At 70.6% G+C, this 24,451-nt stretch carries 23 protein-coding genes; 15 read left to right on the forward strand and 8 right to left on the reverse strand.

Annotated elements, in window-relative coordinates; translation table 11 throughout:
* Positions 1 to 26 precede the first annotated feature (26 nt).
* The 9 genes from B0I28_RS02015 (at position 27) to map (ending at position 9,916) form a co-directional block, all read left to right on the forward strand.
* The gene (locus tag B0I28_RS02015; RefSeq protein ID WP_106362132.1) at positions 27 to 1,016 is read left to right on the forward strand and encodes a carbohydrate ABC transporter permease; all 990 of its coding nucleotides are present in this window, start codon (positions 27 to 29) and stop codon (positions 1,014 to 1,016) included.
* Positions 1,000 to 1,893, forward strand: coding sequence for a carbohydrate ABC transporter permease (locus B0I28_RS02020; RefSeq protein WP_106362133.1), 894 nt, complete (start codon positions 1,000 to 1,002; stop codon positions 1,891 to 1,893). Before B0I28_RS02015 ends, B0I28_RS02020 begins: the two co-directional genes overlap by 17 nt.
* A gap of 44 nt (positions 1,894 to 1,937) precedes the next feature.
* Positions 1,938 to 3,245: an ABC transporter substrate-binding protein gene (locus B0I28_RS02025; RefSeq protein ID WP_106362134.1), complete on the forward strand. Its 1,308-nt coding sequence runs from the start codon at positions 1,938 to 1,940 to the stop codon at positions 3,243 to 3,245.
* A 79-nt stretch (positions 3,246 to 3,324) separates the two neighbouring features.
* Positions 3,325 to 4,170 (forward strand): formyltetrahydrofolate deformylase, encoded by an 846-nt coding sequence (gene purU / locus B0I28_RS02030; protein WP_106362135.1) that lies wholly within the window; start codon positions 3,325 to 3,327, stop codon positions 4,168 to 4,170.
* Positions 4,171 to 4,217: 47 nt separating this feature from the next.
* Positions 4,218 to 5,402 (forward strand): 1-deoxy-D-xylulose-5-phosphate reductoisomerase, encoded by a 1,185-nt coding sequence (gene dxr, locus B0I28_RS02035; protein ID WP_342761189.1) that lies wholly within the window; start codon positions 4,218 to 4,220, stop codon positions 5,400 to 5,402.
* Between the two features lie 11 nt (positions 5,403 to 5,413).
* Positions 5,414 to 6,685, forward strand: a complete 1,272-nt coding sequence (locus B0I28_RS02040) for a M50 family metallopeptidase (RefSeq protein ID WP_106362137.1) — start codon at positions 5,414 to 5,416, stop codon at positions 6,683 to 6,685.
* Positions 6,686 to 6,713: 28 nt separating this feature from the next.
* Positions 6,714 to 7,895: a flavodoxin-dependent (E)-4-hydroxy-3-methylbut-2-enyl-diphosphate synthase gene (gene ispG, locus B0I28_RS02045; RefSeq protein ID WP_106362138.1), complete on the forward strand. Its 1,182-nt coding sequence runs from the start codon at positions 6,714 to 6,716 to the stop codon at positions 7,893 to 7,895.
* A gap of 200 nt (positions 7,896 to 8,095) precedes the next feature.
* Entirely contained in the window at positions 8,096 to 8,632 is a 537-nt protein-coding gene (locus B0I28_RS02050; RefSeq protein WP_106362139.1) for a hypothetical protein, read from the forward strand.
* 387 nt (positions 8,633 to 9,019) lie between these two features.
* On the forward strand, positions 9,020 to 9,916 hold the full coding sequence (gene map / locus B0I28_RS02055) for a type I methionyl aminopeptidase (protein ID WP_106362140.1): 897 nt from the start codon (positions 9,020 to 9,022) through the stop codon (positions 9,914 to 9,916).
* A 52-nt stretch (positions 9,917 to 9,968) separates the two neighbouring features.
* On the opposite strand, the gene B0I28_RS02060 is transcribed toward map, so the two are convergent.
* The 5 genes from B0I28_RS02060 to B0I28_RS27050 form a co-directional block, all read right to left on the reverse strand.
* On the reverse strand, positions 9,969 to 12,767 hold the full coding sequence (locus tag B0I28_RS02060; RefSeq protein ID WP_106362141.1) for an FtsX-like permease family protein: 2,799 nt from the start codon (positions 12,765 to 12,767) through the stop codon (positions 9,969 to 9,971).
* Positions 12,767 to 13,486 carry an ABC transporter ATP-binding protein gene (locus B0I28_RS02065; RefSeq protein WP_106362604.1) on the reverse strand — a complete coding sequence of 240 codons (720 nt, stop codon included), beginning with the start codon at positions 13,484 to 13,486 and terminating at the stop codon, positions 12,767 to 12,769. Before B0I28_RS02065 ends, B0I28_RS02060 begins: the two co-directional genes overlap by 1 nt.
* Before the next feature lie 8 nt (positions 13,487 to 13,494).
* Entirely contained in the window at positions 13,495 to 14,076 is a 582-nt protein-coding gene (locus B0I28_RS02070; RefSeq protein WP_106362142.1) for a PadR family transcriptional regulator, read from the reverse strand.
* Positions 14,077 to 14,195: 119 nt separating this feature from the next.
* Positions 14,196 to 14,609 (reverse strand): DUF4439 domain-containing protein, encoded by a 414-nt coding sequence (locus B0I28_RS27045; protein WP_181245603.1) that lies wholly within the window; start codon positions 14,607 to 14,609, stop codon positions 14,196 to 14,198.
* On the reverse strand, positions 14,606 to 15,001 hold the full coding sequence (locus tag B0I28_RS27050) for a hypothetical protein (RefSeq protein ID WP_181245604.1): 396 nt from the start codon (positions 14,999 to 15,001) through the stop codon (positions 14,606 to 14,608). Before B0I28_RS27050 ends, B0I28_RS27045 begins: the two co-directional genes overlap by 4 nt.
* Before the next feature lie 82 nt (positions 15,002 to 15,083).
* On the opposite strand from B0I28_RS27050, the gene rimP reads away from it, so the two are divergent.
* From rimP to B0I28_RS02100, 5 genes are all read left to right on the forward strand, one after another.
* Positions 15,084 to 15,545, forward strand: coding sequence for a ribosome maturation factor RimP (gene rimP / locus B0I28_RS02080; protein WP_106362144.1), 462 nt, complete (start codon positions 15,084 to 15,086; stop codon positions 15,543 to 15,545).
* 77 nt (positions 15,546 to 15,622) lie between these two features.
* Positions 15,623 to 16,657: a transcription termination factor NusA gene (nusA, locus tag B0I28_RS02085; protein ID WP_106362145.1), complete on the forward strand. Its 1,035-nt coding sequence runs from the start codon at positions 15,623 to 15,625 to the stop codon at positions 16,655 to 16,657.
* 46 nt (positions 16,658 to 16,703) lie between these two features.
* Complete coding sequence (locus B0I28_RS28410) at positions 16,704 to 16,994, forward strand: YlxR family protein (protein ID WP_342761190.1); 291 nt, start codon at positions 16,704 to 16,706, stop codon at positions 16,992 to 16,994.
* 95 nt (positions 16,995 to 17,089) lie between these two features.
* Complete coding sequence (gene infB / locus B0I28_RS02095) at positions 17,090 to 20,002, forward strand: translation initiation factor IF-2 (RefSeq protein ID WP_106362146.1); 2,913 nt, start codon at positions 17,090 to 17,092, stop codon at positions 20,000 to 20,002.
* A complete protein-coding gene (locus B0I28_RS02100) occupies positions 20,003 to 21,439 on the forward strand; it encodes a DUF7782 domain-containing protein (protein WP_106362147.1) in 1,437 nt (478 codons plus the stop codon).
* Here B0I28_RS02100 and B0I28_RS02105 read toward each other — a convergent pair.
* From B0I28_RS02105 to B0I28_RS02115, 3 genes are all read right to left on the reverse strand, one after another.
* Positions 21,436 to 22,083: a response regulator gene (locus B0I28_RS02105; RefSeq protein ID WP_106362148.1), complete on the reverse strand. Its 648-nt coding sequence runs from the start codon at positions 22,081 to 22,083 to the stop codon at positions 21,436 to 21,438. The genes B0I28_RS02100 and B0I28_RS02105 overlap by 4 nt on opposite strands.
* A complete protein-coding gene (locus tag B0I28_RS02110) occupies positions 22,074 to 23,336 on the reverse strand; it encodes a sensor histidine kinase (RefSeq protein ID WP_106362149.1) in 1,263 nt (420 codons plus the stop codon). Before B0I28_RS02110 ends, B0I28_RS02105 begins: the two co-directional genes overlap by 10 nt.
* A 76-nt stretch (positions 23,337 to 23,412) precedes the next feature.
* Positions 23,413 to 23,943: a DUF6069 family protein gene (locus B0I28_RS02115; RefSeq protein WP_181245605.1), complete on the reverse strand. Its 531-nt coding sequence runs from the start codon at positions 23,941 to 23,943 to the stop codon at positions 23,413 to 23,415.
* Positions 23,944 to 24,068: 125 nt separating this feature from the next.
* On the opposite strand from B0I28_RS02115, the gene B0I28_RS02120 reads away from it, so the two are divergent.
* Positions 24,069 to 24,365, forward strand: a complete 297-nt coding sequence (locus B0I28_RS02120; RefSeq protein ID WP_106362150.1) for a DUF503 domain-containing protein — start codon at positions 24,069 to 24,071, stop codon at positions 24,363 to 24,365.
* Positions 24,366 to 24,451 lie beyond the last annotated feature (86 nt).

Consider the following 24,451-nt stretch of genomic DNA (forward strand, 5'->3'; position numbering starts at 1 on the left):
CCCCCTCCGAAAGGTCCCAATACCCTATGACCGACAACGATGTCGCTGTGGTGCGCCCGAAGCAGCGCAGCTCGGGCCCACCGCCCGAGACCGCCGCGCCCGCGCCGCCCCCGGCCCCGAACAAGGGCCGCGGGACGATCCGCACGCGCGAACGCTGGGCCGCCCTGAGCTTCATGTCCCCGTGGATCATCGGCCTGCTCGCCATCACCATCGGGCCCATGGTCGCCTCGTTCTACCTCTCGTTCACCGACTACAGCCTCGGCTACGGCGAATGGGTCGGCGGCGAGAACTACGCCCGGATGCTCGACGACCCGCGGCTCGCCAACGCCGTCAAGGTCACCGCGGTCTACACGTTCGTGTCGGTGCCGCTCCAGCTCGCCGCCGCGCTCCTGCTCGCGATCGTCCTCGACCGGGGCCTGCGCGGGATGAGCTTCTACCGCTCGGTGTTCTACCTGCCCTCGCTGCTCGGCGGTTCGGTGGCGATCGCCATCATGTGGCGCCAGATCTTCGGCACCGAGGGCCTGGTCAACCAGCTGCTGGCGATGTTCGGCATCCAGGGCGAGGGCTGGGTCTCCCACCCCGACTACGCCCTCGGCACCCTGATCATCCTGCACGTGTGGACGTTCGGCTCGCCGATGATCATCTTCCTCGCGGGACTGCGCCAGATCCCCACCATGTACTACGAGGCGGCCAAAGTGGACGGCGCCGGACCGGTGCGCCGCTTCTTCAGCGTGACGATCCCGCTCCTGACGCCCATCATCTTCTTCAACCTGGTGCTCCAGATCATCAACTCGTTCCAGTCCTTCACGCAGGCGTTCATCATCTCCAGCGGCAAGGGCGGCCCGGCGGACTCCACGATGTTCCTGACGCTGTACCTCTACGACCAGGGCTTCACCCAGTTCGACATGGGCTACGCCTCCGCGATCGCCTGGCTCCTGCTCGCGATCATCGCGATCTTCACCGCGCTCAACTTCCTGATGTCGAAATTCTGGGTGTTCTATGGCGACAACGACTGAGACGACGACGCTCCCCGCCGCCCCGGCCCGCCGCCGTGAGCGCGGCGCCGCGACCGGCCTGCGCCGCTTCGTCTTCCACCTGCTCCTGACCGTCGCCGCGATGGTCATGATCTACCCGCTGCTGTGGATGCTCTCCGCCAGCTTCAAGCCCATCGACGAGATCTTCACCGACCCCGGCCTGATCCCCTCGACCTGGGAGTGGTCCAACTACTCCGAGGGCTGGAACGCCCTGCCGCACCCGTTCGAGAAGTACATCTGGAACTCGATGGTCATCGTGGCCGGCTCCATCGTCGGGAACCTGGTGTCCTGCTCGATGGCCGCCTACGCCTTCGCGCGGCTGCGGTTCCCGTTGCGCGGCATGATGTTCGCCATCATGCTCGGGACCATCATGCTGCCGATCCACGTGGTGATCATCCCGCAGTACATCCTGTTCAACAACCTCGGCTGGGTCGACACGTTCTGGCCGCTCATCGTCCCCAAACTCCTCGCCACCGACGCGTTCTTCGTGTTCCTCATGGTCCAGTTCATCCGCGGCCTGCCGCGCGAACTCGACGAGGCCGCCTCGATCGACGGCTGCGGCTACTGGGGCACCTACCTGCGGATCATCATGCCGCTGTGCATGCCCGCGCTCGCGACGACCGCCATCTTCACGTTCATCTGGACGTGGAACGACTTCTACTCGCAGCTGATCTACCTGCGCGACGTGGACCTCCAGACCGTGCCCCTGGCGCTGCGCCTGTTCATGGACTCCACGGGCACCACCAACTGGGGCGCCCTGTTCGCGATGTCGATCGTCGCACTGGGCCCGATCTTCGGGTTCTTCCTCGCCGGCCAGCGGTACCTCGTCCGGGGCATCGCCACAACCGGCATCAAGTAACATCCGGCATACATTCCCTCACACAGTCCTGAAAGGACCGAAGCATGCGCAAACCCAACCCCTCGGGCGTCTCGCGGAGGACGCTCGCCAAGGCCGGGATCTTCGGCGCTGCGGCCGCACCCCTCCTCGCGGCCTGCGGCAACGGCGGCGGCGGCGCCGACGAAGGCGACGGCGAGCTGGACTTCTGGTGGTGGGGCTCCGACCCCCGCCACGAGTACACCCAGCAGATCATCGACGCCTTCCTCGCCAAGAACGAGGGCGTCACGATCAAGCCCAGCCCCAACGAGTTCGACGCCTACTGGGACGCCCTGAACGTCTCCGTCTCGGGCAACAACGCCCCCGACGTGCTCCAGCAGGACGACCGCTACCTGCGCGACTACGCGGACAAGAACGCCCTCCTGGCCCTCGAAGAGCTCGACATCGACCTGTCGAACATCGAGGACGCCACCCTCAAGACCGGGCAGTTCGACGGCAAGACCTACGGCATCCCCACCGGCGTCAACGCGTTCGCGCTCCTGGTCAACCCGGCGCTGGTCGAGGCCGCGGGCGTCGCCATGCCCGACGACACCGCCTGGAGCTGGGAGGACTTCCTCGCCTGGACCGCCGACCTCTCGTCCAAGGGCGACGCGATCGGCAGCTCCGGCCTGTCGCTGAGCAACGAGTCGCTGTTCAACGTGTTCGCCCGCCAGAAGGGCGAGAGCCTCTACACCGACGACGGCACGCTCGGCTTCACCGAGGCCACCATGAACGAGTGGTGGCAGATGGTCCTCGACCTCCAGGCGGCCGGGGGCATCCCCGAGTCCTCGAAGATCGTCGAATACGCGGCCGCGGGCCAGGACCAGTCGCCGCTGGCGACCGGCACCGGCGTCTCGGAGTTCTACTGGACCAACCAGATCGGCGCGATCCAGACCGTCCTCGGCTCCGACCTCGTCCTGCTGCGCCCGCCGGGGGAGTTCACCGGCAGCCAGCCCGGCCTGTTCCTGAAGTCGGCCATGTTCTGGTCCGCCGCGCGCACCACCTCCGACCAGGCGGCGGCGGGCAAGCTCATCGACTTCCTGCTCAACAGCGACGAGTCCCTGGACCTCATGCTCGGCGACCGCGGCCTGCCGGCCAACATCGCCCAGCGCGAGCGGATCCTCCCGCAGCTCCCGCCGGACCAGAAGCTCGGCGCGGACTTCATCGCGGCGATCACCCCGGACCTCGCCGAGGGGCCCGCGGTCCCGCCGGTCGGCTCCGGCGCCGCCGCGGACATCATGCGCGGCGTCTACGAGGGCCTGCTGTTCGGCAGCGCCACGGTCGAGGAGTCGACCGCGTCGTTCATCGAGCAGGTCAACACCGCCATCGGCGCTTAAGCGCCTCTAGCACCGCACGACGCGAGGGGACGGGCCGCGCCCGTCCCCTCCCGCATGCCGCACGGGTATCATTGGACCGATGACCAGCCAGTTCGTGCTCACACTCTCGTGCCCCGACCGCCTCGGCATCGTGTACGCCGTCTCCGGGTTCCTCACCCGCCGCGACGCGAACATCGAGGACTCCCAGCAGTTCTCCGAGCACGGATCAGGCCGCTTCTTCATGCGCGTGGAGTTCAGGACCGAGCACGAGCGGGACGAGCTGGCCGTGGAATTCGCCGAGATCGCCCGCGAGTTCGACATGGACTGGCAGCTCACCGACCGGGCCGTCAAGCCCCGCGTCCTCATCATGGCCTCCAAGCAGGGCCACTGCCTGAACGACCTGCTCTACCGCTTCCGCATCGGCGCCCTCCACGGCGAGGCCGCCGCGGTCGTCTCCAACCACCCCGACTGGGCCGACCTCGCCGCGTCCTCCGGCGTCCCCTTCCACCACCTGCCCGTCGGCCCCGGCGGCAAAGCGGCCCAGGAGCAGGAGATCCTCGACCTCATCGAGGCCGAGCGGATCGACGTCGTGGTCCTGGCCCGCTACATGCAGATCCTCTCGCCCGAGTTCTGCGCGAAGCTCCCCGGCCGCATCCTCAACATCCACCACTCGTTCCTGCCGAGCTTCAAGGGCGCCCGCCCCTACCACCAGGCCCACGCCCGCGGCGTCAAGCTCATCGGCGCGACCTGCCACTACGTCACCTCCGACCTCGACGAGGGCCCCATCATCGACCAGGAGGTCGCCCGCGTCGACCACGCGATGACCCCCGAGGACTTCGTCTCCGCCGGGCGCGACCTCGAATCGACCTGCCTCGCCCGCGGCCTCGCCGCCCACCTCGATCAGAGGATTCTGCTCAACGGCCACTCCACGGTCGTTTTCCGCTAGCGGATAATGGCCGCGTGACAGCCGCGAATGTAGAGCAGCGCGAGATCGTGCTCCTGGGGTCCACCGGCTCCATCGGCACCCAGGCCATCGACATCGTCCGCGCCAATCCCGACCGCTTCCGCGTGACCGCGATCGGCGCGGGCGGGTCCAACCCCGCGCTCCTCGCCGAGCAGGCCGTCGAACTCGGCGTCGAGGCCGTCGCCGTCGCCGACGCGACCGCCCTCGAAGCGGTCCAGCTGCGCCTGTTCGCCGCCGCGAAGGAGCGCTCCTGGGATACAGGGGGCTTCAAGATGCCGAAGCTCATCGCCGGACCGAACGCCATGACCGAGATCGCCGCCTGGCAGGCCCACACGGTCCTCAACGGCATCAACGGCTCCATCGGCCTCGCCCCGACCCTCGCCGCTCTCGAAGCGGGACGCCAAGTGGCCCTTGCCAACAAGGAGTCCCTCGTCGCCGGGGGCCCCCTCGTCGCCGCGGCCGCCGCCCCCGGCCAGCTCGTGCCCGTCGACTCCGAGCACTCCGCGCTCGCCCAGTGCCTGCGCTCCGGGACTCCCGAACGCGTCGCCAAGCTCGTGCTCACCGCCTCCGGCGGGCCCTTCCGAGGCCGCACCCGCGACGAGCTCGCCGACGTCACCGTCGAGCAGGCCCTCGCCCACCCCACGTGGGCCATGGGCCCGGTCGTCACCATCAACTCCGCGACCATGGTCAACAAGGCCCTCGAAGTCATCGAGGCGCACGAGCTGTTCGGCATCGGCTACGACGACATCGACGTGGTCGTCCACCCCCAGTCGGTGATCCACTCCATGGTCGAGTTCACCGACGGCTCCACCATCGCCCAGGCCTCCCCGCCGGACATGCGCCTGCCCATCGGCCACGCCCTCGCCTGGCCCGACCGCCTCCCCGGCGCCGCCCGGCCCGTCGACTGGACGCAGGACGCCGACTGGCACTTCGAGCCCCTCGACGCGACCGCGTTCCCCGCCGTCGCCCTCGCCAAGGACGCCGGCCGCGCGGGCGGCCTGAGCCCCGCGGTCTACAACGCCGCCAACGAAGAAGCCGTCGCGGCGTTCCGCGACGGGCGCCTCCCGTTCCTCGGCATCGTCGACACGATCGCGCGGGTCCTCGACGCCGCCCCCGAGTTCGGCAAGCCCGCGAGTGTCGCCGACGTCCTCGAAGCGGAGAACTGGGCGAGGTCGAGCGCCCGACGGCTAGTCTTGGACGCGTCCGAGCGTTAGAAGGAGCTGCATTGGCCGCCTATATCACCGGGATCGCCCTGTTCGCGCTGGCGATCCTCATCTCCGTGAGCCTCCACGAGTTCGGGCACATGCTCACCGCGAAGGCGTTCGGCATGAAGGTGACCCGCTACTTCGTGGGCTTCGGGCCGACCCTGTGGTCCTTCCGCAAGGGCGAGACGGAGTACGGCGTCAAGGGCGTCCCGCTCGGCGGCTTCGTCAAGATCGTCGGCATGACCCCCCTCGAAGAGGAGGAGGAAGACCTCGACGAGAAGGACCAGAAGCGGGTCTTCTGGCGCAAGCCGCTGTGGCAGCGCACGATCGTGCTCGCCGCGGGCTCGGTCACCCACTTCATCCTCGGTTTCGTCGTCCTGTGGATCCTGGTCGCCTTCGTCGGGATCGGTGTCAACCCCGCGTACGCCGCGGCCCAGAGTGAATCGGAGAAGAACGTCGCGGTCGCGGTCGCCCCGTGCGTCGTCACCTCGGACCCTGACTCGGGCACCGCCGGGGACTGCGCCGAGGGCCAGATCGAGGGCCCCGCGTACACCGCGGGGATCGAGGACGGCGACGAGATCGTGAACGTCGGCGGGACCGCCGTTGACAATTGGGACTCGCTCATCGCCACCGTCTCCGACCTGAAGCCGGGCGAGGCCGTCGCAGTCACGGTCGACCACGAGGGCACGGAGAAGACCGTCGAGGTCACCCCGTACGCCGCCGAGGCCGAGAACGAGGACGGCACCGTCGAGACCGTTGCGCGCCTTGGCGTCATCGTCTACGTCGACCCCGCCATCCCGTACACCGCCGAGGGCGCGGGCCCGATCGCCGGGATCGGCGAGACCGTCTCCTACACCGGCGACATGTTCCGCGAGACGTTCGTCGCGCTCGGCCAGCTGCCCTCGAAGATCCCGCCGCTGTGGGACGCGATCATGGGGGAGGAGCGCTCCGAGGACACGCCCGTGAGCGTCGTGGGCGCCTCCCGCCTGGGCGGCGAGATGGTCCAGTACGACCAGTGGGCGATGTTCTTCATGCTGCTGGTGGTCCTGAACTACTTCATCGGCGTGTTCAACCTGCTGCCGCTGCTGCCGATGGACGGCGGACACATCGCCATCGCCTGGTACGAGAAGTTCCGGTCGTGGGTGGCCGCCAAGCGGGGCAGGCCCGACCCGGGCCGAGTGGACTACTTGAAGCTGATGCCGCTGACCTACGCTGTGATCGTCCTCCTGGGCGGCTTCATGCTGCTCACCATCACCGCCGACATCGTCAACCCGATCACTATCTTCAACTGACCAGCGAATCTGGGTGGAGACTAGCTCTATGACCGCAGTGAACCTCGGTATCCCCACCAAGCGCCACGATCACGAGATCGAGCCCCTGGCGCCCCGCCGGACGACCCGCCAGCTCAACGTCGGCGGCGTGCTCGTCGGCGGCGGCGCCCCGATCAGCGTCCAGTCGATGACCACGACCCGGACCTCCGACATCGGCCCGACGCTCCAGCAGATCGCGGAGCTGACCGCCGCGGGCTGCCAGATCGTGCGGGTCGCGTGCCCGACGCAGGACGACGCCGACGCGCTCAAGGTCATCGCGAAGCAGTCGCAGATCCCGGTGATCGCCGACATCCACTTCCAGCCGAAGTACGTGTTCGCCGCGATCGACGCGGGCTGCGCGGCCGTGCGCGTCAACCCGGGGAACATCAAGCAGTTCGACGACAAGGTCGGCGAGATCGCCAAGGCCGCCAAGGACGCCGGGACGCCGATCCGCATCGGCGTCAACGCCGGTTCGCTCGACAAGCGCCTCCTCCAGAAGTACGGGAAGGCCACGCCGGAGGCCCTCGTCGAGTCGGCGCTGTGGGAGGCGTCGCTGTTCGAGGAGCACGACTTCCGCGACATCAAGATCTCGGTCAAGCACAACGACCCGGTCGTCATGGTCAAGGCCTACCGCCTGCTCTCCGAGCAGTGCGAGTACCCGCTGCACCTGGGCGTCACCGAGGCCGGGCCCGCGTTCCAGGGGACGATCAAGTCCGCCGCGGCGTTCGGCGCGCTCCTGTCGGAGGGCATCGGCGACACCATCCGCGTCTCGCTCTCGGCCCCGCCGGTCGAGGAGGTCAAGGTCGGCAACCAGATCCTGGAGTCCCTGGGCCTGCGCGAGCGCGGCCTGGAGATCGTCTCGTGCCCCTCGTGCGGGCGCGCGCAGGTCGACGTGTACACCCTCGCCGAGCAGGTCACGGCCGGGCTCGAAGGGCTGCCGGTCCCGCTGCGCGTGGCCGTCATGGGCTGCGTCGTGAACGGCCCCGGCGAGGCCCGCGAGGCCGACCTGGGCGTCGCGAGCGGCAACGGCAAGGGCCAGATCTTCGTCAAGGGCGAGGTCATCCGCACCGTGCCCGAGTCGCAGATCGTGGAGGTGCTCATCGAGGAGGCCGTGCGCCTCGCCGAGGAGATGGGCGCCGACCTCCCCGACGAACTGAAGGAGCTCGCGGGACCGGTCGTCAAGGTCCACTGAGTGTCGGATGGCCGACTCCCGACATCGGGACGGTTCCCTACGCTGGAGTACAGCGGCAGTTCACGCCGGGTGCGAACCGGACATCCCGCTCATCGTGTGCAGAATTCCACATTGGTGACTCGGGGGATTCCGCCTGCCCGCCCCGGGGCGCCACGCATAATGACTGTCGTGCATGCACCCGTGGAAGGGGAGCCATCGACATGGGCAAGATCGAGCGCCAGATATCCGAGGGCGTCACCAAGTACTACTGGTACCCCGGCGAGAAGGTCGACTGGATCCGGGGCGTCCTGACGCTCCTCGGCGGCGGGCTGCTGTTCGCGCTGATCTACGTCGTCACGAAGAACACGCTCCTCGCCGCGGTCGTGGCGGGCACGGCGGTCCAGGCGGTCGTCGGCGCCTACCTCGGCCGCCGCGACGCCGCGGGGCTCTCGGAGTTCCACGACCCGGCGACCGAGCGGCGCGAGGCCGTCATCGACGGCACCCGCGCGGCCTGGCGCGGCACCCTCCAGGGCCTGCTGTGCGCGGGCTCGGCGATGCTGGTGCTCAACATGCCGCACACCGGGTTCCTCGCCGACTGGGTGCTCCCGTTCGTGCCCTCGATCATCGGCGCCCTCGCGCACTCCGGCGGGATGCTGTGGGAGCGGCTCGCGCAGGAGGTCACGGCCCCCGAGGCGGCCGCTGCCGCGGCGGCGGACGCCGACGCCGAGGCGCCCACGAAGGAGCTCGAAGCGGCCTAGCCGCTTCGTCCGAAAGGCCCGCGCCCCTGACGGGGGGACGCGGGCCTTCGGCGTTCGCGGGGAGTGGTGAGCCGACGCAGGGCGACTGCACGCCGCCTGGGTTGGACAGGCGGGGCGCTCGACCGCGGGAGGTGTCGTACACCGCCGCCCCGGTCGGAACCGGACGGCGGAACTACCGCGGGAGCAGCGCCCCGCGTCGGCTCGGTAGGAGAGAGTCCTCGCGGGGTCCGGCCTGCTCAAGGAGCGGACCGGTGCCCTCAGGATGCCCATTCGGGACTCGAAACGCAAGAGGTTTTCTCGTCGCGAACCGCACTTTTCCGCGTCGTCTCCGTAACGGTGCAACAGCCGCCCCGCAGGTCCCGCGCCCCACGCGGCTAGCATGTGCCGATGAGTTCCCGTCCCGCCCTGCGCCCCGGAAAGCAGAGTCCCCGCCGGAGCGTCCCCGAGTCGATCAGCCGCCCCGAGTACGTCGGGAAGCCCGGCCCGGCGCCGTTCACCGGCACCGAGGTGAAGGACGCCGAGACGATCGCGAAGATGCGCGTCGCGGGCCGCATCGCCGCCGACGCGCTCGTGGAGGCCGGGAAGGCCGCCGTCCCGGGCGCCACCACCGACCGGATCGACGCCGTCGTCCACGAGTACCTGTGCGACCTGGGCGCCTACCCCTCGACGCTCGGCTACCGCGGCTTCACCAAGTCCTGCTGCACCTCGCTCAACGAGGTCATCTGCCACGGCATCCCCGACTCCACCGTGATCCGCGACGGCGACATCGTCAACGTCGACATCACCGCCTTCATCGGCGGCGTCCACGGCGACTGCAACGCCACGTTCCTCGCCGGGGACGTCTCCCAGGAGGCCCGCGACCTCGTCGAGCGCACCTGGAAGGCCACCTGGCGCGGCATCAGGGCCGTCAAGCCCGGCCGCCAGCTCAACGTCGTCGGCAAGGTCATCGAGGCGTACGCCTCCCGCTTCGGGTACGGCGTGGTCCGCCAGTTCACCGGCCACGGCATCGGCACCGCGTTCCACTCCGGCCTCTACGTGCCCCACTACGACAACCCCGGGCTCACCGTCGAGATCGAGACCGGCATGACCTTCACCATCGAGCCGATGATCAACCTCGGCACCGCCGACCACGACATGTGGGACGACGGCTGGACCGCCGTCACCAAGGACCGCAAGTGGTCCGCCCAGTTCGAGCACACCCTCCTGGTCACCGGCGACGGCTACGAGATCCTCACCCTCCCCACCGAGGGCGCCCCCGCCGGGACCCCCGCGGGACAGGCGTAGCGGAGGGCCCGGCCGTGACATCGCGACCGGGCCCCTCACTTCCCTTGCACTCCTAGGTGATCCGGCGCTCGCTCGGCAGCGTCGCCTTCGTGAACAGCAGCGCCCCCGCGGCGGCGGCCAGCGGCACCGCCAGCAGCATGATCGCGAAGCTCGTCCACGGCAGCTCCCAGCCGTACAGCGTCTCGAACGGGTAGTTCCACTGGAGCGGCCGGTTCAGGGCCTCGCGGATCACCGCGTACCCGATCACGCCCGCCACCGTGCCCAGCCCCGCGCCGAACAGCGCGATCACCACCGTCTGCCACATGGCGAACCGCTTGCGCAGCCCCGGCGCCGCGCCGACCGCGCCGAGCGTCGCCATGTCCTTGCGCTGCTCCGCGATGATCAGGCCCGTCGACACCGCCGTCGCGCCCAGCGCGACCAGCGCGCACAGGCCCGTCACGGCGATCGTGAAGTAGAACATGAAGTCGTCCGTGTAGTCGACGTAGTTGAAGCTCGCGAACACCTGGCCGTCGGCCAGCTCCTGGCTGAAGTCCTGCATGAGGGCCTCGGCCGCGGCCTGGTCGACCTCGCCGCCCTCCACCAGGTACTCGTGGCCCCACACGCCCGACTCCAGGCCCATGAGCTCGGCCGCGGCCGGGCCCAGGAAGAGCCGGTTGTAGCCCAGCTCGCCCTTCTCGACGTACATCGCGGGCACCTGGATCTCGGAGGTCTCCTGGTCCTCTTCGAGCTCCACGCCGGTCTCGTCGTAGTACGAGAGGGTCTTCTCCAGGGTCACCATCCCGTCGTCGGTGATCGACAGGCGGTCGGCCACCAGGACCCCGCCGTCTTCGAGCACCGCGACCGCCCGGTCCAGCTCCTCGCCTTCGAGCCCGGTGTAGGTCGCCACGATGTGCGGGTCCGTCGAGCCCACCACGCTGTCGAGGCTGCCCCACAGGTCGTTGGGCGTCTCGTCGCAGTTCGGGTCCTCCCGCGCGGCCTCCACGGCCGCCCGGTCCAGCTCCTGGGTGGAGGTGTCCGCGGTCCAGTACGAGCAGACGTTCTCCTCGGGCCTGACCATGTTCCAGTGGCACTCGGTGGACCGCTCGTCGTCAGGGTCGACGGGCAGGCCGCAGTTCATCGGCGTCGAGTACGTGTCCACCGGCACCAGGTCCACGGGCCCGAGCTCCCCTTCCAGGATCGGCTCGGCCTCCGCTTCCGCGGCCTCCCAGTCGACCTTGCTCGCGTCCTGCTCCTCGCTGAAGTCGTACAGCGTCAGGGTCATGGAGTCCTGCGGGAGCAGGTTCTCCTGGGTCTCCAACTGCCGCACCGAGTCCGCGGTCACGATCATCGAGAACGCCATGCCCGCCGCGACCACGCCGAGCACCGCCGCGATGGCCGGGGCCGCGGAGCCGCGGTTGCGCCCCGCCTCCCGCAGCGCCATCCGCGGCGCCAGCGGCAGCCACTTCCCGAGCTTCGACGCCCATGACAGCAGCGCCGGAGTGCACGCGACGAGGCCCAGCTGCGCCAGCACGATCGCGCCCGCCATCAGCGGCATGATCCAGAGGTAGACGCCGGCGATGCCCGCCGCGATGCCCGCGGCCAAGACCGCGAGCCCGCCGAACAGCCACTTCTTCGAGCCCTTGCGGCGGCCCGCCCGCCCCGTCAGCGCCTCCACGACGTTGACGCGGGACGCGCTGATCGCCGCGGCGAGCGCCGACAGCAGCCCCGTGGCGAGCGCGACGCCCACCAGCGCGGCCTGGATCGCCGGGAGCACCCGCAGCCCCGCGCTGCGGTGCCCGACGAACTGCTCCAGCAGCGGCATCCCGGCCCAGACCGCGGCCACGCCGAGCGCGATGGCCGCGACCGCCGCGAGCACCCCGAAGAGCACGCCCCCGGCGAGCACGACGGTGCGGATCTGCGCCGGGGTCGCCCCGTTCGCGCTCATGAGCGCGAACTCGCGGGTGCGCCGCCGCGCGCTGATCGCGAACGCGGGCCCGGCCAGGAGCACGACCTCCATGACGACGATGACCACGATGAGCCCGTAGATCGCCAGCTCCGACTCCTCCATCGCGACCTCCATGGTCGCGTAGTCGCCGGTGGCCGGGGTGTCCAGGAGCGACTGGGACCAGACCGTCATCCCCAGCTCGTTCAGCGCGAGCGCGTCGTCCATCGTGAGCGGTTCGGGGGTGTCGACCAGCCAGCCGCTGGCCTGGGGCGCGAACATCCCGCCGATCGCGAAGCGCCCGTTGAGGTCCGACGGGAACTCGACGATGCCGCTCACCTCGTGGTCGCCCGTGCCGGCGCCCTCCTCGACCGTCAGGTCGTCCCCGACCCCCAGGCCGAGGTACTCGGCGGCGGCGGTGCTGAGGACGACCTCGCCGCGGCCCGGCGCCGACCCCTCGCGGTACACGAGCCCGGCGTCCTCGTAGGTCCCGTCGCCGAGGTTGTATCCGAAGGTGTAGATCTGCCCGAACCCGTCGGGGGTCGCCACGGTCGCGGACTCGCCCGAGCCGGCGGACACCGAGTACGGCGCGATCCAGGAACCGACCGGCAGCGACGCCAGGATCTCCTGGTCGGTGACCGCGCGGCCCGGGTCCTCCCAGTCCATCTCGAACGCGGGCCAGGTGCTGTTCCAGCTCTGCTGCTCCAGCGGCACCCCGGGGGTGGCGAACTCGATGTACGCCTCGTTCTCGCCGAGGACCTGCGCGGCGGTCTCCGCGTCGTCGAGGTCCGCGGTGTCGTACGCGCTGGCGGCGAGGGCGGCGCCGAGCAGGGGCAGGCCCAGGAGGGCGATCGACAGGGCCGACCGTCCCTTGTATCGCCACGCCTCGCGGCGGGCGATGCGGAAGGCGAGTCGCTGGCTCGCGAACATCACTGGGCCCCTTCGAGGAGGGTCTCGGCGTCCGCGAGCGGCGCGGAGGAGTCGACGACGCGGCCGTCGCGCAGGAACACGACGCGGTCGGCCCACCCGGCGTGCCGGGCGTCGTGGGTGACCAGGAGCCCGGCGGCGCCCTCGTCGCAGCGGCGGCGCAGGAGCTTGAGGACCTCCTCGCCGGTGACGGAGTCGAGCGCGCCGGTGGGCTCGTCGGCGAGGACGAGGCGCCGGTCGCCGATGAGGGCGCGGGCGATGGCGACGCGCTGCGCCTGGCCGCCCGAGAGCTCGTCGGGGAACCGGTCGCCCTGCTTGGCGTCGAGGCCGACCTCTTCGAGCGCGGCGTGCGCGAGCGTGCGGGCCCTGCCCGCGGACATGCCGTCGAGTTCGAGCGGCAGGGCCGCGTTCTCGGCGGCGGTGAGGCTGGGGACCAGGTTGTAGTCCTGGAACACGTAGCCGACGCTGCGGCGGCGCAGCGCGGCGAGCTTCTTCTTGTTCAGGGTCGCGAGGACGGTGCCCTCGACGAGGACCGCGCCGGAGGTGGGCGCGTCCAGGCCCCCGGCGAGGTTGAGGAGGGTGGACTTGCCCGAGCCGGAGGGGCCCATGATGGCGACGAGCTCGCCGGCCTCGATGGCGAGGTCGGTGTCGACGAGGGCGTTGACGGCGTTCTCGCCGTCGCCGTGGACGCGGGTGACCCGCTGGAGTTGCAGAACGGACATGGGGTGGGTCACCGCTTCTCTTGGAGGGCTTGGGTCTCGGTCTCGTCGGCGTGCTGGGGGAAGGGGCGGGGCTCGGGCCGGACGGTGCGGGCCACGACGGCCTCGGTGTGGTCGAGCCACCTGATCTCGGCCTCGGCGCGGAAGATCATCGACTCCAGGACCAGGCGCCACGCCAGCTCGGGCTGCTCCTCGGCGGCCTTGAGCCGGGTGTACTCCTGAAGGAGGCGGAGAGTGGCCGTCCGCTGCCGCTGGATGACGTCGGCGACGTCGACGCCGGGCGTGGTGACGGCCAGGGCGAGCTTGATCGTGAGCTCGTCGCGGGGCCGGTCGGCGGCCTGCACGGGGGAGGCGAACCACCCCGCGAGGTGGCGGCGCCCGGAGGCGGTGATCCGGTAGGGGCGCTGGCCGGAGTCGTTCTCGGGCAGGGCCTCGACGAGCTGGTCGCGTTCGAGCCGGTTGAGGGTGGTGTAGACCTGGCCGATGTTGAGCGGCCAGGTGTTGCCGGTGGCGCTCTCGAACGCGGAGCGGAGCTGGTAGCCGTAGGCCGGTCCGCGTTCGAGCAGCGCCAGGAGGCTGTGCTTGACACTCATGTGCAACCTCGCATCGCTGGGGACACTCTTCACCGTGAAGAGATACTCAGTAGGGTATAGCGGGTATGCAAATGATGGATACGCGGTATGGCTTCTGTGTGTCGCCCCAGGTCAGCGGGTTACTCGGGCCGTCCGGGCCACGGGTCGGCGACGGGCTGGCCGACGGCGAGCCGCCACCGCGCGAGTGCGACGGCCGCGGCCGAGTACATGTCGAGGCACAACTGCCGCTCGTCCGGGTCGGTCGCGGCGAGGCCGGCCCGCCAGGTGGCGGCGACGCTCTCCTCCACGGTGGTCAGCAGGTCCTGCGCGGCGGCCGCGTCGCCGATGACGCCGACGTCGTAGGCCGACTCGGGCGGAGGCGCGTCGGCGCCCGCGGCCGCGTAGTGGTCCAGCAGCACGTCGCGCCGGGACCGGTGCTCCGATTCGAGGGCCTCGGCCTGCGAGCGCGGGTCGCCGTCGAGGTGCACGGCGGCGGCCCCGTAGGCGTAGATCGCGGCGTACTCGGCGGCGAGGCCGGTGTCGATCGCGGTCACGCGATCACCGCCGCGTGGGCCGCGCGGGAGGCGGCGATCTCGCCGAAGAGCACGGCGTAGTCGGACTCGGTCGTCATGCACGCCTCGGCGGCCTCGGCGCTCCCGGCGGTCTCGGCGTCGGCGAGCGCGGCCGCGTCGGCGGGCGCCGCGGTCTCGTCCTCGGCGATCGCGTTCGGGCGCAGCAGCCGCTCCAGCGTCGCCGCGTGGGTGCGGTGGTCCTCGGCGATCTCGTTGTATCCCAGGGCTTCTGCTCCTTGCGCGAGGGCGCGCGCGGTGCGGAGCGCGGCGGTGAGGTCGGCGTCTGCGGTGGTGATCTGGCCGGTCTGACCGGTGCAGCCCGCGGCCGTGAGGACGGCCGCGCCTATCAGGAGTCCGCGTCGGGTCGTGAACACACACCCAGTTTCCCAGGCTGCCTTTCCATTCTGACTCCGGGCGGTTAATCTCGGCGAAATAGGCGATAGGAGAGGAGTGCGCATGGGATCCGAGCAGCGTGCCGAAGTGGAGTCGATCCTGTCCCCGGCGGTGTCCGCCGCGGGCTACGACCTGGAGGGGCTGACGGTGACGAAGGCCGGGCGGCGCCTGCTCGTCAGGGTCCTTGTGGACAAGGACGGCGGAATCAGTCTGGACGATGTGGCCGTTGTCTCGAAAGCGTGCTCGAAGGCCCTGGACGAGGCCGACTCCACGGGAGGACCCTTCGCGGACACCGCATATACCCTGGAAGTGTCGTCGCCGGGGGTCGACCGTCCGCTGACCGAGCCCCGGCACTGGCGGCGTAATATTGGGCGCTTGGTAGCCGTGAACATCGGGGAGGAGCCCGTGAAAGGGCGGATCGCGGATGCCAGCGAGCGGGGGATTGAACTAGAGGCCGACGGCGTGCGCCGCTCGGCCACCTATGCCGAGCTGGGGCCCGGCAAGGTGCAGATCGAGCTGCGATGAGCGTCCGAAGGCGACGCCACCGGCTCGCACGCCTTGAACGGCCGCGGTGAGGACAACTCAAGACTTAAGGAGAACGGGTGCATATCGACCTGGCCGCGCTGCGGTCGCTGGAACGCGAGCGCGACATCCCTTTCGAGACAATCCTCGGCGCTATCGAATCGGCGCTGCTGACCGCCTACAAGCACACCCCCGGGGCCGATGAGCGCGCACGAGTCGTGGTCAACCGCGACAGCGGAATCGCGAATGTCTTGGTGCCAGTGTTGAACGAGGAGGACGAGCTCGTCTCCGAGCGCGACGACACTCCCGAGGGCTTCGGCCGCATCGCCGCCCAGACGGCGAAGCAGGTCATCCTCCAGCGGCTGCGCGAGGCGGCCGACGAGGTCAACTACGGGGAGTACTCCGGCAAGGAGGGCGACATCGTCACCGGTGTCGTCCAGGCCCACGGGGAGCGCAACGAGCGCGGCATCGTCACCGTGGACCTCGGCAAGATCGAGGCGACGCTCCCGTTGAACGAGCAGGTGCCCGGCGAGTCCTACGAGCACGGGAAGCGCATCCGCGCCATCGTGATCCAGGTGAACCGGACGGCCCGCGGACCCCAGATCACCCTCTCCCGCACGCACCCGGCCCTGGTCAAGAAGCTGTTCGCGTTCGAGGTCCCCGAGATCGACGAGGGCGCGGTGGAGATCCCGGCGATCGCACGTGAGGCCGGTCACCGCTCCAAGATCGCGGTGCGCGCCACAACGAAGGACGTCAACGCGAAGGGCGCGTGCATCGGCCCCATGGGCTCGCGGGTGCGCGCGGTCATGAGCGAACTGGGCGGCGAGAAGATCGACATCGTCGACTGGAGCGCCGACCCGGCGCAGTTCGTCGCGAACGCGCTCTCCCCGGCGAAGACCCTGTCGGTGCGGGTGGTGGACGAGTCCACGCGGTCCACTGAGGTGATCGTGCCCGACTATCAGCTTTCGCTGGCGATCGGCCGCGAAGGGCAGAACGCGCGCCTTGCGGCCAGGCTCACCGGTTGGCGGATCGACATCAAGTCGGACGCGCACGTGTCCGGCGGCACGAAGGAGGAGACCGGCCCGGCCGGTGGCGGCCGCCGCTCCGGGAGGTAGACTTATTAACGGATCGCAACGTGACGCAGCGGTAGTCCGCACCTGTGTGGGATGCCGCAGACGTGCTTCCGCTTCCGAGCTGCTGCGCGTCGTCGTCCGACGCTCTGAGGGTTCCCAGAACCGCCTGGTTCCGGACCCGCAGCGCCGCCTCAGCGGCCGCGGAGCCCATGTGCACCACTCTTCGAACTGCCTTGACCAGGCAGTTCGTAAGCGTGCGTTCGCCAGGGCCCTCAGGATTGAAGGAACGGTGGACGTCGCCGCGGTGCGAGCCCTTGTCGAGTCGGAGTCGGCCGAGAGGCCGGCTCCCGCACACGAAAAGCAGGTAGAGACCGAATGAAGACCACGCGATGAAGTTCTCCCGATGAACTGGTTGTCAGTGGAAGGCTGAGGTCGGCGGGCGCTGCCCGTACGGCCTCGAATGTGAGGAGTGCAGTGGCAGCAAAGCCCCGCGTACATGAACTTGCCAAGGAACTGGGCACGACGAGCAAGGAACTGCTCTCGCGCCTGGGCGACATGGGCGAGTTCGTGAAGTCAGCGTCGAGCACGGTCGAAGCGCCGGTGGCGCGTCGGCTGCGGCAGGAGTACGACGCCGCACAGGGCGCCCCGGCAGCGTCGGCCGGGAAGAGTGAATCCCCGACGCCCGAGCCCGCGAAGTCGGCGGCGGCCTCCAAGCCGCGCCCGGCCGCGCCGAGCCCGTCCAAGATCATGCAGGCCAAGGTCGACGCGAAGGTCGAGTCCGTGGCCAAGAAGGCCGCGAAGAAGGCCGCCCCGAAGCCGGGCGCGCCCGCCGCGGCGGCGCCGAAGCCGGGCCCGAAGGCCCCGGCCGCTCCGGCCCAGCCCGAGATCAAGCCCGCGTCCGCCCGCGACATCGAGGTGGCCGCGGAGCAGAAGCGCGCCGAGGAGCTGCTCAAGCGCCAGCAGGAGCAGGCCGAGGCCGCCAAGCGCGCCGCGGCGGCGCCGAAGCCGGGCCCCAAGCCCGCTCCGGCCCCGGCGGCCCGTCCGGGTGCGCCGAAGCCCGGCCCCAAGAACCCGTTCGGCGTCGGCGGCGGCACGCCCGCCGCGAAGCCGCGTCCCGCGGACGGCGGCGGCGAGCGCCCGGGCGGTCCCCGTCCGAGCCCGCGCATGATGCCTCCGCGCCCGAACCCGGGCATGATGCCCGGCCGCCCTGCCGGCGGCGGTCGTGACGGCGGTCCCCGCGGGGGCCGCGGCGGCGGTCGCGGTGCAGGTGCGGGTGCCGGTCGCCCCGGTGGCGGCGGCGGTCGTCCCGGCGGGGGCGGCGGCAACTACCGCGGCAACTTCGGCGGTTCCGGCGGCGGCGGTGCCGCGGGCGGTGCGGGCGGTTCCGGTCCTTCGACCGGCGCGCCGGCTCCGTACCGGGGCGGCGGCGGTCGCGCGGGCGGCGGCGGCAAGGCGCGCGGCGGCGGTGCCGCGGGCGCGTTCGGCCGCGGCGGACCCCGCGGCAAGTCCCGCAAGTCGCGTCGCCAGCGGCGCCAGGAGTTCGACAACCTCGCAGCGCCGAGGATGCAGTCGGGCGCGCCCCGAGGGAACGGCGAGACCATTCGCCTCGCCCGCGGCGCGTCGCTCTCCGACTTCGCCGACAAGATCGGCACCCTGCCGGGCACCCTCGTCCAGGAGCTGTTCTCCTTGGGCGAGATGGTGACCGCGACGCAGTCCGTGTCGGAGGAGACCTTCGAGCTCCTCGGCGCCCACCTCGACTGGGACATCAAGATCGTGTCCCCCGAGGAGGAGGACCGCGAGCTGCTGTCGCAGTTCGGCATCGACCTCGACGCCGAGGACAAGGACGACTTCGTCCCGCGTCCCCCGGTCGTCACGGTCATGGGCCACGTCGACCACGGTAAGACGAAGCTCCTCGACGCGATCCGCCACACGAACGTCGTGGCGGGCGAGGCGGGCGGCATCACCCAGCACATCGGCGCGTACCAGGTGCACGTCGAGCACGAGGGCGAAGACCGCGCGATCACCTTCATCGACACCCCGGGCCACGAGGCGTTCACCGCCATGCGCGCCCGAGGCGCGAACGTCACGGACATCGTGGTGCTCGTGGTCGCGGCCGACGACGGCGTCATGCCGCAGACGATCGAGGCCCTGAACCACGCCAGCGCCGCCGGCGCCCCGGTCGTGGTCGCGGTCAACAAGGTCGACCTGCCCGACGCGAACCCGGCCAAGGTCCGCCAGCAGCTGACCGAGTACGGCCTGGTCGCCGAGGAGTACGGCGGGCAGACCATGTTCGTCGACGTGGCCGCCAAGCCGCGCATCGGCATCTCGGACCTGCTCGAAGCGGTGCTCCTGACCGCCGACGCGTCCCTGGAGCTGGAGGCTTCGGAGACCGGCAACGCGCAGGGCATCGCGATCGAGGCGCACCTCGACAAGGGCCGCGGCCCGGTCGCGACGGTCCTGGTCCAGAAGGGCACGCTGCGGGTCGGCGACTCGATCGTGGCGGGCGGGGCCCACGGCCGCGTCCGTGCGATGCACGACGCCGACGGCACCAAGGTCACCGAGGCGACCCCGTCGTTCCCGGTGCAGGTGCAGGGCCTCGCGTCCGTCCCGATGGCGGGGGACGTGTTCCTCGCCGCCGACGACGACCGCACGGTCCGCCAGATCGCCGAGCAGCGCCAGGCGCGCCGCCGGGCGGCCCAGCAGGCGTCCCGCGTCTCGCGCACCACGCTCGAGAACCTCATGGACAAGATCGCCGAAGGCGAGCGGACCACGCTCTCGCTCATCATCAAGGGCGACGGCGCCGGTTCGGTCGAGGCCCTCGAAGAGGCCCTGGTCGCCCTGGAGATCCCGGAGGAAGTGCACCTCCAGGTCATCCACCGCGGCGTCGGCCCGATCACGGAGTCGGACGTCAACCTCGCCGCGGCGGGCGACGGCGAGTCCGCGACGATCATCGCGTTCAACGTTCGCGCCGAGGGTCGCGTCCGCGACATGGCCGAGCGCGAAGGCGTGGACGTCCGGTACTACACGGTCATCTACCAGGCGATCGAGGAGATCGAGACCGCGCTCAAGGGCATGCTCAAGCCCGAGTACGAGGAAGCGGCGCTCGGTTCGGCCGAGATCCGCGAGGTGTTCCGCTCGTCGAAGCTCGGCAACATCGCCGGCGCGCTCGTCACGAGCGGCTCGATCAAGCGCAACGCGAAGGTCCGCCTCCTGCGCGACGGCGCGGTCGTCACCGAGACGACCATCTCGTCGCTGCGCCGGTTCAAGGACGACGCCAACGAGGTCCGCGAGGGCTTCGAGTGCGGCTTCACCTTGAAGAACTACAACAACATCGAAGAAGGCGACATCATCGAGGCCTTCGAGATGCGCGAGAAGCCGCGCGCGTAAGTGCGGCTGCTCCAGACCGATGCCGCGGCGCGGCTCGGCGAGGCCCTTCGGGGCTTCCGCCGGGCCGCGCTCGCAGCGCGTTTCACCCCGGAAGCCCTGGCCGCCGCCGACCGCGGCGACTACCGGGCCCTTCTCGACCAGTGCGGGGACGACCCGCTCGGCGTCTTCACCCGCCTGTTCGTCGCCGGTATCACGGTCGACGCCGAGGCGGCCTCGAACGCCCTGGCGCCCTTGACGCTCGGCGAGGCGGTCCGCTGCGGCATGCTGATCCCCGGCGGCTACGACGTCATCGCCGACTGGGGCGCCCAGTTCGAAGGCGACCGGCTCCTGTTCTCCGACCAGCGCCCCAACACCACAGGCGGGCGCGGCCCCGATCACGTGCTCGGCGTCGGCGGCGCCTCGAAGCTCCTCCTCGACCTGACGCTCCGCGACCCCGTCGCGAGCGCCCTCGACCTCGGCACCGGCTGCGGCGTCCAGGCGCTCGCCCTGACCGACCACGCCGCTGCCGTGGCCGCCACCGACCTGAGCGATCGCGCCCTCGCGTTCGCGGCCCTGAACGCGGCCGTGAACGGCGCGGACCTTGAACTCCTGCAAGGCGACCTGCTCGCGCCCGTCGCGGGCCGCACGTTCGATCTCGTGGTCGCGAACCCGCCGTTCGTGATCGCCACGCCCGGCTCCGGCTGGACCTACCGCGACGGCGGCCGCGAGGCCGACGGCATCGCCGCCGAACTCGCCGCGGCCTCCGTCGACCTCCTGAACCCCGGCGGGACCATGCAGTTCCTCGCGAACTGGCTGCACCGCAAGGGCGAGGACTGGACCGAGCGCGTCGCGGGCTGGTTCCCCGACGAGGGCGCACTCGTGTGGGCGGTCGAACGCGAGGCGCTCGACCCGCTCGACTACGTGCGGACCTGGCAGCGCGACTCCGGTGAGTCCCACGACGCCGAGCAGGCCGCGGCCTGGCTCGACTGGTTCGAGGCCAATGAGGTCGAGGCCGTCGGCTTCGGCTTCATCGCCGTGCGGAAGGCCAACGGCCCCAGCCGGATCGTCTGCGAGGAGGCCCGCCACGCGGTCCAGGCCCCGTGGAGCGACCGGATCGCCGACCGGTTCGCGGTCCTGGAGAGCGCGATCGAGCCCGAGGCGCTGTGGGAGTCGCGGCTGCGCGTCGCCGACGGCGTCGTCCTCCAGCAGACCGCCGCGGTCGGCGAGGAGGGCTGGGACGTCGACCGGCAGTGGCTCCAGCAGGCCGAGGGCATGCGGTACGCCGAGGAGGTCGACCCGCTCGTGGTCGCATTTCTAGGCGCGTGCAACGGTGAAGCCGAAGTGCGCCTTCAGGTCCAGCTCCTCGCCGAGACGTACGGGGCGGAGCCGGCGCTGCTGTACGCCCAGCTCTACCCCGTGATCCGCCGGCTCGTCGAGCGCGGTTTCCTCCAGCTCTAAGAACGCAGGTACGCCAGGACCGCCTTCACCCTGCGGTGGTGGTCGCCGTCCTCGCTGCTGAGCGCCAGCTTCGTGAAGATGTTCCTGATGTGCTTCTCGACCGCGCCGTCGGAGATGAAGAGCTTCTTGCCGATCGCCTTGTTCGAGTGGCCCTCGGCCATGAGGCCCAGGACCTCCTTCTCGCGCGGCGTCAGCGTCGCGACCGGGTCGTTCTTGCGGCGCCTGACCATGAGCTGCGAGACCACCTCCGGGTCGAACACGGTGCCGCCCGCGGCGACCCGCTTCAGGGAGTCCATGAAGTCCTCGATGTCGATGACCCGCTCCTTGAGCAGGTACCCGACCGCGCCGCGCGCGTCCGCCAGGAGGTCGTCCGCATAGGACACCTCGACGTACTGGCTGAGGATGAGCACGGGCGCGCCCGGGGCGATCTCCCGGGCGCGCGTGGCGGCTCTGAGGCCCTCGTCGGTGAACGACGGGGGCATGCGGACGTCGACGACCGACACGTCCGGCTTGTGCTCGGCGACGGCCTCCACGAGCGCGTCGCCGTCGCCCACTTCGGCGACGACCTCGCACCCGAACTCCTCCAGGAGCTTCACCAGCCCGGAACGGATGAGCACGGCGTCATCGGCGACCACTACACGCACGGAACCTCCACGACGATCACGGTGGGACCGCCGTCGGGGGAGTCGATGGTCCACTGCCCCTCGACGGCCTTGACCCGGTCGGTGAGGCCCGAGAGCCCGTGCCCCTTCGAGACGTGCGCGCCCCCGACGCCGTTGTCGCCGACCGAGAGCACCAGCCTATCGCCCCAGTCCTCGACCGACACGGTCGCTTTGGTCGCGCGGGAGTGCTTGGCCACGTTCGTGAGGCACTCGGCGGTCACGAAGTACACGGTGCTCTCCACCGCCGCCTTGTACCGGCCGTTGAGGTCCGTCTCCAGCTCCACCGGCACGAGCGAGCGCGCCGCGAGGGCCGCGAGCGCCGCCTCCAGGCCCCGGTCGGTGAGGATCGGCGGCGCGATGCCGCGCGAGAGCGACCGCAGCTCGTCGATGGTCTCCCTGGTCTGGGCGATCGCGGCCTCCAGGGTCTCCTGGGCCGCTTCGGGGTTCGTGGCGAGCTGGCGCTTGACGCGGGCGAGCTCCATGCCCAGGCCCACCAGGCGCTGCTGCGGGCCGTCGTGGATGTCCCGCTCGATGCGCCGCAGCGCGTCCGCCTCCGCTGAGGTCGCGGCGGCCCGGGACTCCTCCAGCTGGTCGATCCGCTCGTGCAGGCCGCTGATCGAGGTGAGCATGCCGCGGCCGATCGAGGCCTGGGCGAAAGCCAGGCCGCGGATGACCGGGACGATCGTCAGGAGCATCACCGCGGCGGCGATCCAGCACACGGCCGTCATCGCCAGGTACGAGTCGCCCCAGCCGAGCCACTCGGTGGCGTATTCGAGGCCCTGCTCCGACTCGCCGGTGGCCGCGATGATGATCCAGCCCCACGCGGGCCACGTCAGGGTCGCGAGCGTCACCGCCCACCAGACGATCGCGATCGCGAACCCGGCGATGGCCACGGGCAGGACCGTCACGGCCCACAGGATGTTCAGCCACGACTGGCCGTCGGTGAGCGCGGTCAGGAACCGCCGCAGCGCCGACGCGTCCTCGGGCGCGCGCTTGTAGCGCGGCTTCGGGAGCTCCCGGCGCAGCACCGCGGGGAGCATCGAGCGGCCCGCGGCGGCCATGCCGCGCATCGCGAACATCGTGGCAGCGGCGATGGGCACGCCGATCCAGATGACCGCGGTGCCGACCCCGAGGAGGGTGCCGACCACGCCGATGATGAACGAGGGCAGGGCGATGAAGAACATCGACAGGAGGTATCCGGTGTCGGTGCCGAGCTGCCGGAGGGTTGTACGCATGCGTCAACAGTAGAAAAGCGGGCCGCCCGGTACGACCCGGCGGTCCCGCTTGTTCAAGGTAGGGCCTGCCCTACCCTCACAGCATGCCGTCGCCCTGCGTGCGGCCCGCGCGGGTCGCGATCGCCGCGACCGAGTTGAGCAGGCTCATGATGCACAGGCCGATGACCAGGTTGATCGCCGCCGTCGCGATCTGCGATTCCAGCTCCGCCGAGGCCGTGAACGGGATGAGCACGCCCACCGCGATCACCAGCAGCATGATCCAGTTGAAGAACGCCATCGGCCGCGGCATCAGGAGCAGCAGCAGGTGCACGGCCGCGGTCGCCAGGATCGCGATCCCGAACGCCCCGAACGCGTAGGTGGTGGTCGTCGCGTCGCCGTACGTCCCCGCGTCGTCGGGCGACAGGATGTGGATGCCCAGCACCCCGCGCACCAGCAGGATGCCCACGAGCGCGACGAGCGCGGCCACGACCGCCGTCCCGAAGCCGCCCGCCCACAGCTTCCCGGCGTCCACGCTCGGCCGGTCCCCCTGCTGCGGCTGGACCGGCGGGTACGGCCGCGTGGGCTGATCCTGGTAGTTCCGGTCCCAGCCGCTCTGCGGTGACGCCATGGCTCCTCCTCGGTCCGCTTCCGGCCTCATCGTGGCAGGTACCCGTGACGGACGTCGCGAAACCGGTGATTTCCGGCAGCTGAAAAGATCTTGGGGATGTCAGAGGCGACGCGTAATCTAGAGCGGTGTTCACCGGATGCGTTGAATTCGACCTCCTCCTGCCCCAGGACTCCCGCTCGCTGAAGGCCAAGCGCTCCTACGTGCGCCCGATCGTCGCCTCCCTGCGGAAGTACGAGGTCGCAGTGGCGGAGGTCCGCGACCAGGAGGTCCACGGCCGCACTACGATCGGCGTCGCCGCCGTCGCGGGGGACCACCGCCACGTCGCGGAGCTCCTCGACGCCTGCGAGCACCACGTCGCGGGCCGCCCCGAAGTGGAGCTCCTCAGCGCCAGGCGGCGCCTCTTCGGTCCCGAGGACGAATGAGCGGCACAGGCGAGTGAGTATCCGCGCCCCGACGACGGGGCGCGGTCGACGAAGGCGCATCCGATCCGAGGTGCGCGCAGCAGTGG

This window comes from Glycomyces artemisiae, assembly GCF_003002955.1.
In the GTDB taxonomy this organism is placed as follows: Bacteria; Actinomycetota; Actinomycetes; order Mycobacteriales; family Micromonosporaceae; genus Glycomyces; species Glycomyces artemisiae.

Coding starts and splice junctions, on each gene's coding strand:
- B0I28_RS02060 (WP_106362141.1), bottom strand. CDS start 12,767: ATGTTCGCGAGCCAGCGACTCGCCTTCCGCATCGCCCGCCGCGAGGCG.
- purU (WP_106362135.1), top strand. CDS start 3,325: ATGACCAGCCAGTTCGTGCTCACACTCTCGTGCCCCGACCGCCTCGGC.
- B0I28_RS02065 (WP_106362604.1), bottom strand. CDS start 13,486: ATGTCCGTTCTGCAACTCCAGCGGGTCACCCGCGTCCACGGCGACGGC.
- B0I28_RS02015 (WP_106362132.1), top strand. CDS start 27: ATGACCGACAACGATGTCGCTGTGGTGCGCCCGAAGCAGCGCAGCTCG.
- B0I28_RS02050 (WP_106362139.1), top strand. CDS start 8,096: ATGGGCAAGATCGAGCGCCAGATATCCGAGGGCGTCACCAAGTACTAC.
- B0I28_RS02115 (WP_181245605.1), bottom strand. CDS start 23,943: ATGGCGTCACCGCAGAGCGGCTGGGACCGGAACTACCAGGATCAGCCC.
- B0I28_RS02110 (WP_106362149.1), bottom strand. CDS start 23,336: ATGCGTACAACCCTCCGGCAGCTCGGCACCGACACCGGATACCTCCTG.
- B0I28_RS02025 (WP_106362134.1), top strand. CDS start 1,938: ATGCGCAAACCCAACCCCTCGGGCGTCTCGCGGAGGACGCTCGCCAAG.
- ispG (WP_106362138.1), top strand. CDS start 6,714: ATGACCGCAGTGAACCTCGGTATCCCCACCAAGCGCCACGATCACGAG.
- B0I28_RS02070 (WP_106362142.1), bottom strand. CDS start 14,076: ATGAGTGTCAAGCACAGCCTCCTGGCGCTGCTCGAACGCGGACCGGCC.
- rimP (WP_106362144.1), top strand. CDS start 15,084: ATGGGATCCGAGCAGCGTGCCGAAGTGGAGTCGATCCTGTCCCCGGCG.
- B0I28_RS02020 (WP_106362133.1), top strand. CDS start 1,000: ATGGCGACAACGACTGAGACGACGACGCTCCCCGCCGCCCCGGCCCGC.
- map (WP_106362140.1), top strand. CDS start 9,020: ATGAGTTCCCGTCCCGCCCTGCGCCCCGGAAAGCAGAGTCCCCGCCGG.